Annotated in this window: 8 protein-coding genes and 2 pseudogenes; 5 read left to right on the top strand and 5 right to left on the bottom strand. The window is 66.5% G+C overall.

Annotated features, from left to right (window positions below; all coding sequences use genetic code 11):
* Positions 1-636: pseudogene (locus QZY06_RS12115) on the bottom strand (23S rRNA (uracil(747)-C(5))-methyltransferase); the annotation flags it as partial.
* Positions 637-686: 50 nt separating this feature from the next.
* On the opposite strand from QZY06_RS12115, the gene QZY06_RS12120 reads away from it, so the two are divergent.
* Positions 687-1,724 carry a DUF72 domain-containing protein gene (locus QZY06_RS12120; RefSeq protein ID WP_367275625.1) on the top strand — a complete coding sequence of 346 codons (1,038 nt, stop codon included), beginning with the start codon at positions 687-689 and terminating at the stop codon, positions 1,722-1,724.
* A gap of 3 nt (positions 1,725-1,727) precedes the next feature.
* Here QZY06_RS12120 and alkB read toward each other — a convergent pair whose 3' ends face one another.
* The 3 genes from alkB to ada are packed head-to-tail and all read right to left on the bottom strand — an operon-like array spanning position 1,728 to position 4,158.
* Positions 1,728-2,381, bottom strand: a complete 654-nt coding sequence (gene alkB, locus QZY06_RS12125; protein WP_295684646.1) for a DNA oxidative demethylase AlkB — start codon at positions 2,379-2,381, stop codon at positions 1,728-1,730.
* Positions 2,381-3,079, bottom strand: coding sequence for a 2OG-Fe(II) oxygenase (locus QZY06_RS12130; protein WP_295684648.1), 699 nt, complete (start codon positions 3,077-3,079; stop codon positions 2,381-2,383). The genes alkB and QZY06_RS12130 overlap by 1 nt, the downstream gene beginning before the upstream one ends.
* Positions 3,076-4,158 carry a bifunctional DNA-binding transcriptional regulator/O6-methylguanine-DNA methyltransferase Ada gene (gene ada, locus QZY06_RS12135; RefSeq protein ID WP_295684650.1) on the bottom strand — a complete coding sequence of 361 codons (1,083 nt, stop codon included), beginning with the start codon at positions 4,156-4,158 and terminating at the stop codon, positions 3,076-3,078. The genes QZY06_RS12130 and ada overlap by 4 nt, the downstream gene beginning before the upstream one ends.
* Before the next feature lie 462 nt (positions 4,159-4,620).
* Here ada and QZY06_RS22215 point away from each other — a divergent pair.
* From QZY06_RS22215 to QZY06_RS12155, 4 genes and pseudogenes are all read left to right on the top strand, one after another.
* Positions 4,621-4,737, top strand: a pseudogene (locus QZY06_RS22215) (helix-turn-helix domain-containing protein); the annotation flags it as partial.
* An 11-nt stretch (positions 4,738-4,748) separates the two neighbouring features.
* Positions 4,749-5,891, top strand: coding sequence for an SLC13 family permease (locus QZY06_RS12145; protein ID WP_295684653.1), 1,143 nt, complete (start codon positions 4,749-4,751; stop codon positions 5,889-5,891).
* 321 nt (positions 5,892-6,212) lie between these two features.
* Positions 6,213-6,758 carry a hypothetical protein gene (locus QZY06_RS12150; RefSeq protein WP_295684655.1) on the top strand — a complete coding sequence of 182 codons (546 nt, stop codon included), beginning with the start codon at positions 6,213-6,215 and terminating at the stop codon, positions 6,756-6,758.
* 12 nt (positions 6,759-6,770) lie between these two features.
* Positions 6,771-8,000 carry an MFS transporter gene (locus QZY06_RS12155; RefSeq protein WP_295684657.1) on the top strand — a complete coding sequence of 410 codons (1,230 nt, stop codon included), beginning with the start codon at positions 6,771-6,773 and terminating at the stop codon, positions 7,998-8,000.
* A gap of 51 nt (positions 8,001-8,051) precedes the next feature.
* Here the strand turns inward: QZY06_RS12155 and guaA are convergent.
* Positions 8,052-9,097 (bottom strand): glutamine-hydrolyzing GMP synthase (gene guaA / locus QZY06_RS12160; protein WP_295684659.1); only part of this gene is annotated, 1,046 nt, incomplete at its 5' end.

Below are 9,097 nucleotides of genomic sequence, written 5' to 3' on the forward strand. Positions count from 1 at the left end.
GGTCTGAAAGAAGCTCTGCGGGCGCAGATGCAGCGTGATGTCGTTGACGCCGATACTCAGCCGCGACGCTTCGCTGAGCAGAATTTCGCGCTCGCCTTCGAGCACCGCCTTGTGCTCGGGCTGCAGGTTCACCGAGACCACGGCGAGCTGCGGCAAGGCCTGCAGCAGCGAGGCCAGATGCTTGAGGATGCGGGCGACGGTCGCTTCAGAACGGAGCACGAAGCGCAGCATCAGCGAGCCATCGTCAGCCTCGGTCAGCAGCACGAATTTCAGCTCGCCGCGGCGGCTGGCGAGATCGTAGGGATCGAGCGTGGCGCGGACGATGAAAGCGCTGAGCGCCGGGAAGCAGGCCTGCATGGACGGCGGATACAGCGGGCAATCGGACAGATCGACACCCTGCCCGACCGCGTCGCGAATGCCGAGGATCGGCTGCAGCGCCGTGCCGCTGACCACCATCTTCGCCTTGTTGCGGAAGCCGGCCTCGGCACTCGCGACCGGCGGCAGCCAGTCCAGCCCGACGTGATCCGCAAGCAAGGATTGGCAATGCGCCTGCTTGGCCGCCAACTGGTCGGCGTACGGCCGCTCCAGCTCGGTACAGGAGCGGCAGCGGTTGGCGGTGTAGTGCGGGCAATCCATGGGGCGCGAAGCATGACATCGACGCAGCGCCAAGAACTAACATTCAGACCATGCAAGATTCTCTGTTCCCAGAAGCTCCGCCTCCGCCCGCACCGGCACCACGGCGAAAGGCGTCGACCTCGGTGCAACCCGCAGCGCCGCGTCCCGAGCATCAGGCGCTGACCGCAGCCTTGCCGAAGACGCTGCATCTCGGCACTTCGTCGTGGACCTATCCGGGCTGGACCGGGCTGATCTGGGCCGAGGACTACCCGGACGCGAAGCTGTCGAAGGAAGGCCTGCGTGCCTACTCGCAGCACCCGCTGATGCGTGCGGTCAGCGTCGATCGTGCGTTCTACCGGCCGCTGACGGTCAGCCAGTACACGAGCTATGCCTTGCAGGTGCCGGACGATTTCCGCTTCGTCATCAAGGCGCCGAGCCTGGTCAGCGATGCGCTGGTCCGCGACGAGACTGGCCGCGGCATGACCATGAACCGCAACTTCCTCGACCCGGAGCTGGCGGTTCGCGAGTTCGTCGAACCGGCGCTGGCCGGGCTCGGGCACAAGCTCGGCGCGCTGGTGTTCCAGCTAAGTCCATTGCCGGAAGCCTGGCTGAAGCGGCTCGATCGGGTACTCGATCAGCTGGCGACGATGCTCGCCGCCTTGCCCTCCTTGCTGCCAGTAGCGCCGGATGCCGTGGTCGCTGTCGAAGTGCGCGATCCGCTGTTCCTGCAGCCACCGTATGCAATGCGTCTCGCCAACCTGCTGCGCGATGCCGGCGCCACCTACTGCCTGGGCCTGCACGCGAAGATGCCGCCGATCGCCGAGCAGTTGCCGATGCTGCGTGCGCTGTGGCCGCGTCCCCTCGTCTGCCGCTGGAACCTGCACCGGGTGCATGGCGCGTTCGGTTACGAGGAAGCGAAACAGCTCTACGCGCCGTACGACAAGCTCGTTGATCCCGATCTCGAAACCCGGGCGGCGCTGGTCAAGGTGATCGCCGCCACCACGAAGGCCGGCCACAAGGCTTATGTGACGATCAGCAACAAGGCCGAGGGCTCGGCGCCGCTGACCGTCGAGGCCCTGGCGCAGGCGATGGTTGATCTCCAGCGATGACGCTCAGCGGGCGCGCCGAAAGGTCAGGTTGATCCGCCGCTCGCCAAGCAAGGCGTGCTGGCCCGCCTTCAAGCTCAGCACGCCATGAAAGCGCAATCGCGCAGCGCCGCCCCAGACCACGACATCACCGTGCCTCAGCGGCACACGTTGCACTGCATCTTTCCGCGACGTCCCGCCAAACTGGAACACCGCCGGCAGGCCGAGCGATACCGACACGATCGGCGCTGATAGATCACGCTCGTCCCGATCCTGATGCAGCGACATCTTCGCGCCGGGCAGATAGCGATTGATCAGGCAGGCGTCGGGACTGAAGTCGTCGAAGCCAGCCGCTGTCGCCGCTGCGTTCGCGAGTGCCGCGAAGGTCTCAGGCATCGCTGGCCACGGCTGGCCACTCAACGGATCACAGGCTTCGTAGCGATAGCCGCGACGATCCGACACCCAGCCCTGGTGGCCGCAGTTGCTCATCGCCACCGACATCGTCAGGCCGCCCGGCGTCTGCAGATGACGGAACGGCGCGGCGGTGACGATCCGCTCAACGGCTTCGAGCAACTCACGATCAACCGCCAGCGCGAAGCCCGGCAACAGCATCGCGCCGTCAGTGATCTGCTTCGGTTCTCGAGAAATTTCTGGCTCGTCAAAGAGCGCCAGCGTCTGCATCAGGCCGCGTCGTGAAAGATGATGCCGAGCGTGTGGCGCAGCCCTGAACGGATACGGCTGACGCCGTGGCGAAGGTTCACGCGATAACTGCCGCGCGAGCCGGCCACCGGCCGGTGATGCACCGCGAAGATCACCGCATCTCCCTGCTTCAGCGGCACGACCTCCGGCCGTGACTGCATGCGCGGCCGCTGCTCCGTGAGCACGAACTCGCCGCCGCTGAAGTCCTGTCCTGGCTCGGACAGCAGCACCGCCAGTTGCAGCGGAAACACCTGCTCGCCGTACAGGTCCTGATGCAGACAGTTGTAGTCGCCCGGGCCGTACTTCAGCAGCAAGGGCGTAGACCTTGTCTGGCCGGCGGTGTGGCAGCGCGCGAGGTAGTCCGCGTGCGTCGCCGGATAGCGGGTGTCGATATTCATCCGCTCGTTCCAGCGATTGGCGATCGGCGCCAGTTGCGGATAGATCGCCGTGCGCAGGCTGGCGACCAGATCGGGCAGCGGATAGTCGAAGTAGCGGTACTCGCCCTGGCCGTAGCCATGGCGCTGCATCACCACGCGGCTGCGGAAGCCTTGCGCATCGCCATAGCGGGCGGCCATCGCGCGGCATTGCTCGGGATCAAGCAGGCCTGCGATCACCGCCGCGCCGTGCGCGTCCAGATCGGCGAGCACGCGCGGCCAGTCGATGGCTGCGACATCGGTCATGGCTGCGCTTCGCGATCGAGCAGCACGCGCTTGCGCTCGACGCCCCAGCGATAGCCGGACAAGGCGCCATCGCTGCGCACAACCCTATGGCAGGGAATCGCCACCGCCAGCGCATTCGCACCGCAAGCCTGGGCGACGGCGCGCATCGACGTCGGCGCGCCGATGCGGCGGGCGACCTCGGCATAGCTTGCGGTTTCGCCAGCCGGGATTTCTCGCAAGGCTTGCCAGACTCTTTGCTGGAACGCCGTGCCGCGGACATCGAGCGGCAGGTCATGCCCCACTCTCGGCGCTTCGACGAGGCCGACGACCTGGGCCACCGTCGCTTCGAACGCGGCATCGGCACCGATCAAGCTCGCCTTCGGAAAGCGATCCTGCAGATCGCGAGCCAGCGCATCGGGATCGTCGCCCATCAGGATCGCGCAGACGCCGCGCGCACTCGCCGCCACCAGGATCGCGCCGAGCGTGCACTGAGCGATCGCGAAGCGGATTTCGGTGTTGGTGCCGCCGGCGCGGTAATCGCTCGGCGTCATGCCGAGCATGCCGTCGGCTTCGGCGTAGAAGCGGCCATTGGAGTTGTAGCCGGCGTCGTAGATCGCATCGGTCACCGATGAGCCCACCCGGTTCAATTCGCTGCGCACCCGCTTGGCGCGATGGGCTGCTGCGTAGGCGCGCGGCGTCAACCCGGTCACCGCTTTGAACACGCGATGCAGATGGAAGCTGCTCATCGCCGCCTGCGCGGCCAGCGCTTCCAGGGTCGGCGTTACCTCCGCGCGCTCGATGACGCGGCACAAGGTGGCGATCAGCTCGGCATGCTGTTCGGCCAGCGGCGGCTGATCCGGCTTGCAGCGCTTGCAGGGCCGGAAACCGGCCGCTTCGGCTGCCGCTACAGTCAGATGAAATGCGACGTTCTCCGGCCGCGCCGGGCGCGCCGCGCAAGACGGCCGGCAATAGACGCCGGTGGTCCGCACCGAATAGAAGAATTGGCCATCGGCCGCCGCATCACGGGCCTGGACCTGCGACCAGCGCGGATCGCGGACCGTCGTCGCAGCCAGCATTTCGATTTCCTTCGACTTGTTCATCAGAGCTCTCCAGCGCTCATCTTGAGCGATGGCGGCACTTTAGGCAGCGGCCGATGGCGCAGCACTCCGCAGCTTGCTTTCGAATTCGGACCGCGCAGGTCGCGGATGAACCGCTTGGACTTTCTCCGATGTAGCTGATCAGGACCGGCGGCCATCGCAGCCTGTCGAACCATCGTTCAACCGCTTCCCGATCGAAATGCTGGGCCTCGGGCGCCTGTGCGGCATCCGGCTGGTGCCTCCCGTCCTTATCCGTCAAGCCGAACCTGCTTCCGCGTCTTTGACCGGGTACATCGCGTAACCTTTCGCCCCATCACCATGGGGCGTCAGCGTTATGCCAAGTCGATGCCCGATGCCACGCAGGCCCAGCCTCAGCTCGATCTGCTGCAGGTGCTGCTGCAACGGGTGCTGATCGAAGCACCCACGTTGAAGGTGGCATCTGGCAGGCCTCCGGCAGGCTGCTTGCTGCTGATCGCCCATGCCCTGACCCGGACCGGAGGCAATCGCGCCGGAACCGCACGCCGTCTCGGCATCCACCGCCAGCTGCTCTATCGCAAGATGGCGCAGTACGGCCTCGACTGATTCCCCTACGCATGTCCGACACTGCAAGCGCCCGCCCCGCCCCTTCCAACGATGCAGCCCCAGCCGGAGAAACCGGCGGCAATGGCCTGCTCTGGGTGCTGGTCGCGGTGGCGATCGTCTTCGCCTTCTTCCGTCCGCGTGCGCCGCTGGATTATCTGAAGCTGGTCGACTGGCAAACCGTCGGCGCACTGGCCGGCCTGCTGGTCATCACCCAGGGTGTGGAGCGGAGCGGCATGCTGCAGGCGACCGCGCAGCGGCTGCTCGGCAAGGTCACCGATCTGCGCAGCCTCGCCTTGTTGCTGACCGCGGGAGCGGCCCTGCTGTCGGCGCTGGTCACCAACGACGTGAGTCTGTTCCTGCTGGTACCGCTGACCCGCGTGCTGGCGACCCAAGCCCATTTGCCGCTGGCCCGGCTGGTGGTCCTCGAGGCGCTGGCGGTCAACGCCGGCTCCGCGCTCACGCCGATCGGCAATCCGCAGAACCTCTATCTCTGGCACCGCTCGGGTGACAGCTTCCTGGGCTTCATGGCGATGATGGCGCCGACGGTGGCGGTCATGCTGTTCTGGCTGCTGGTGGCGGTGTGGCTGCTGGTGCCGCGCACGCCGATCACGCTCAAGCCTGCCGCCGAAGCGGCAACAGTGCAGCCGCGCTTGCTGAGCCTGGCGGGCCTGCTGTTCGTTGCCTTCGTCGTAGCGCTCGATCAGCACTGGCTGCTGGCCGGCCTGGGCCTGGTGTTCGGCGCGTTTCTGCTGCTCCATCCGCGCGTGCTGCGCGGCGTCGACTGGGCCTTGCTGGCGATCATTGCGCTGATGTTCGTCGACCTGCGCCAACTGGCCGAGTTGCCCGCCATCGCAGCACAGCTGAAGCAATGGCCGATCGCCGAGGGCTGGCGCGCCTACCTCGCCGCGATCGCCACGTCGCAGGTGATCAGCAACGTGCCGGCGGCGATCCTGCTCGACGGCCCGGTGCGCGACCTGCCGGCGCTGGCCGCCGGTGTCAGCGTGGGGGGCTTCGGCTGCGTGCTCGGCTCGCTGGCCAACCTGATCGCGCTGCGGCTCGCCGCGCTGCCCAAGGGGCTGCGCGAGTTCCACAAGATCAGCATTCCGTTCCTGCTGGTCTGCGCCGCAACGGCGCTCCTGTTGCGGCTGGGCTGAAGCGTCCGGATAGCGGACATCGGGGTGTCCGCAGCTCATGCGTCGAGGCGTCGAGGCGCCGATACAAACCCTTGAGTTGACAGGTATCCAAGGCGGGCACGGCGCTTGATCCGTCAGGCTCGTCCGCCAGGAGTGCCCCATGCCCATTCATTTCCGTCTTGCCGCCTGCGCCGTCTTCATGACGTTCGGTTCCTGCGCCTTTGCGCAGCTGCGTCCATCGCCATCGTTCGGTTTGCCGCGCGGTCCGCGCGGAGAACGGTTGACGCCGACGCCAGCCGCCCCCTGATTCATTTCTTCAACACTTTTCACGGAGAGCAAGCCATGCCGCATCCCCATCACGAAGCCGACGTCTGGTCGGTCGAAGGCCGTTTCCAGCACCTGATCTACAGCCCGAAGGGCGCCATCGAAGGCGTGCTGATCGAGACCGACGGCGTGTCGACGCAGTTCGTCACCGATCCGCACGACCTGTCTGTCACCGAGCAATTCGCCGCGCTGCGCATTGGCCAGGCGCTGGTGATCGAAGGCAGCGACCCCGGCCCGTCGCCCAAAGGCGAGCCAGCGCACTGGGTCTACGTTTTCAAACGCCTGGCCTCGATCGACGGCAAGCCGCCGAAGGTATCGGCCGCAAGCGAAGAAGCCAGCGGTAAGGTGATCCGCTACAACTACGCGAAGCACGGTGCCGCCAACGGCGTGGTGCTCGATAACGGGGACTTCATACACACCAAGCCCGAAGGACTCGCCAGGCTGGGGCTGAAGATCGGCGACCCAGTGAAGGCTGAAGGGATTGCGCGGCCTCTAGTGACCGGCAATGGCCGGGTGATCGAGGCGCGGCGCGTCAACGGCAAGTCAGTCGAATCCGCGCACTGACGCAGCCCAGCGATGCGCCATCGATCGACGTCCCTGCTGGCGCTGACCTGGCTGGCGTTTTTCATGGCCGACGTGCGCGATGGACTGGGGCCATTCCTGGCGACCTACCTGCAGGAACACCGTGTTCAGCAGGAGTTGATCGGCTACACCATGACCGCCGGCGGCCTGGCCGCCGTGGCCATGACGCCGTTCGCCGGGGCGTGGGTTGACAGCTCCAGCGCCAAGCGCGCGATGACGGTGGTCGCGGCCCTCGCCGTGCTCGCCGCCAGCGCGATCGCCTTCACCACGCTGTCGGCGTCGATGCTGATCGCGTCACAGATCGTCACCGGTGTCGCCGGCGCGGTGCTCGCCGCCACGATGGCTGCGCTGACCCTGGGCCTCGCCAGATCCGCAGGCTTCAAGCAGCAGACCGGGCGCAACGAGGCCTTCAGCCACGCCGGCAACATGATCTCGGCGGTCGGCGCGGGGCTGGCAGCGCACCTGTTCGGCGCACCGTGGATGCTGGCGGTGATGGCGGCTTTGACGGTGGGCGCGCTGCTCTCAGCGTGGGCCATCCGCGCCGCCGAAATCGACCACGAAGCTGCGCGCGGCGACGAGCCGCAAGATGCAAGGCCTGCCGAGATCGACGGACAGGGGCACGCGCCGATCGTCAGCCTCTTCCGCAACCGCCCTCTGCTGTTCTTCGCGCTGGCCTGCGCCTTTTTCCACCTTGGTAATGCCGCAATGCTGCCGCTGCTGAACCAGCGACTGGCCGCCACCGTCGCCGATTCGGCGCCACTGCTGTGGACTGGCATCGCGATCGTCGTCGCCCAGCTCACGATGATTCCGGTGGCTCTATGGGTTGCGCGCAGCCGCCGCTACGACGTTGCCTGGTTCGTGTATGCCGCCATCCTCGTGCTGCCCCTGCGCGGCGCACTCGCCTACGCGTTCGCCAGCGAATGGAACAATATCCCAGTGCAGATACTCGATGGCCTGGCCGCCGGCGCGCTCGGGGTAGCCACGCCGCTCTTGGTGCAGCGCTACACGCGTGGCAGCGGCCGCTTCAACACCGCGCTGGGTTTCGTCATGACGCTGCAGGGCGTCGGCGCGGCACTCAGCCCGGCCATGGCCAACGCCGTGGTCGGCGCGGGCCAGCATTTCGGCCTCGCCTTCGTGGTGCTGGCGGCAACATCGGTGCTGGCGCTGCCGATCTTCCGGCTGGCGCAACGCGGTACCGCCAGCCCCGCATGTTCAGCGCCGTGAACCGCTGCGTTCCAGGAATGTCGTCTGGTACGGCCTAGAACTGCGGGCCTGTCACTCCCACTCGATCGTCGCCGGCGGCTTGCCGGAGATGTCGTAGACCACTCTCGACACACCGTTGATCTCGTTGACGATCCGAAGGCTGACCTTTTCGAGCAGCTCATACGGCAGCCGCGCCCAGCGGGCGGTCATGAAGTCGATGGTTTCGACGGCGCGGATCGCGATCACCGGGGCGTAGCGGCGGCCATCGCCGGTGACGCCAACAGACTTCACCGGCAGGAACACCGCGAAGGCCTGCGAGGTCTTGTCGTACCAGCCGGCGGCGCGCAGTTCTTCGATGAAGATGTAGTCGGCAATGCGCAGGGTATCCGCCGCCTCCTTGGTCACTTCGCCGAGGATGCGGACGCCGAGGCCGGGGCCCGGGAACGGGTGGCGGTAGACCATGTCGCGCGGCAGGCCGAGTTCGACACCGATCTTGCGCACCTCGTCCTTGAACAGCTCGCGCAGCGGCTCGACGAGCTTCATCTTCATGTGCTCGGGCAAGCCGCCGACGTTGTGGTGGCTCTTGATCAAGTGCGCCTTGCCGGTCTTGGCACCGGCGGACTCGATCACGTCGGGATAGATGGTTCCCTGCGCCAAGAAATCTACGCCCGTGATCTTGTGCGCCTCTTCGTCGAACACTTCGACGAACAGCCGGCCGATGATCTTGCGCTTGGCTTCGGGGTCGGACACGCCTTTCAGCGCGCCGAGAAAGCGTGCTTCGGCGTCGACTCGGATGACCTTCACGCCCAGGTTCTTGGCGAAGATCTGCATGACCTGATCGCCTTCGTGATGGCGCAGCAAGCCGTGGTCGACGAACACGCAGGTCAGCTGGTCGCCGATCGCCTTGTGCAGCATCGCGGCGACCACCGATGAATCGACGCCGCCGGACAGGCCCAGCAGCACGCGGCCGTTGCCGACCTGGGCGCGCACCTTGTCGATCGCGTCGTGAATGATGTTGTCGGCGGTCCAGGCGTTGCCGCAGCCGCAGATTTCGTGGGCGAAGCGCGAGTAGATGCGCGCGCCCTGCGTGGTGTGGGTGACTTCCGGGTGGAACTGCA

It is taken from the genome of uncultured Nevskia sp., from assembly GCF_903885465.1.
Lineage (GTDB): Bacteria > Pseudomonadota > Gammaproteobacteria > Nevskiales > Nevskiaceae > Nevskia.

Excerpts from the sequence above, each read along its gene's own strand:
- alkB (WP_295684646.1), bottom strand. The coding sequence starts at position 2,381 with ATGCAGACGCTGGCGCTCTTTGACGAGCCAGAAATTTCTCGAGAACCG.
- QZY06_RS12130 (WP_295684648.1), bottom strand. The coding sequence starts at position 3,079 with ATGACCGATGTCGCAGCCATCGACTGGCCGCGCGTGCTCGCCGATCTG.
- QZY06_RS12145 (WP_295684653.1), top strand. The coding sequence starts at position 4,749 with ATGTCCGACACTGCAAGCGCCCGCCCCGCCCCTTCCAACGATGCAGCC.
- QZY06_RS12155 (WP_295684657.1), top strand. The coding sequence starts at position 6,771 with ATGCGCCATCGATCGACGTCCCTGCTGGCGCTGACCTGGCTGGCGTTT.
- QZY06_RS12120 (WP_367275625.1), top strand. The coding sequence starts at position 687 with ATGCAAGATTCTCTGTTCCCAGAAGCTCCGCCTCCGCCCGCACCGGCA.
- QZY06_RS12150 (WP_295684655.1), top strand. The coding sequence starts at position 6,213 with ATGCCGCATCCCCATCACGAAGCCGACGTCTGGTCGGTCGAAGGCCGT.
- ada (WP_295684650.1), bottom strand. The coding sequence starts at position 4,158 with ATGAACAAGTCGAAGGAAATCGAAATGCTGGCTGCGACGACGGTCCGC.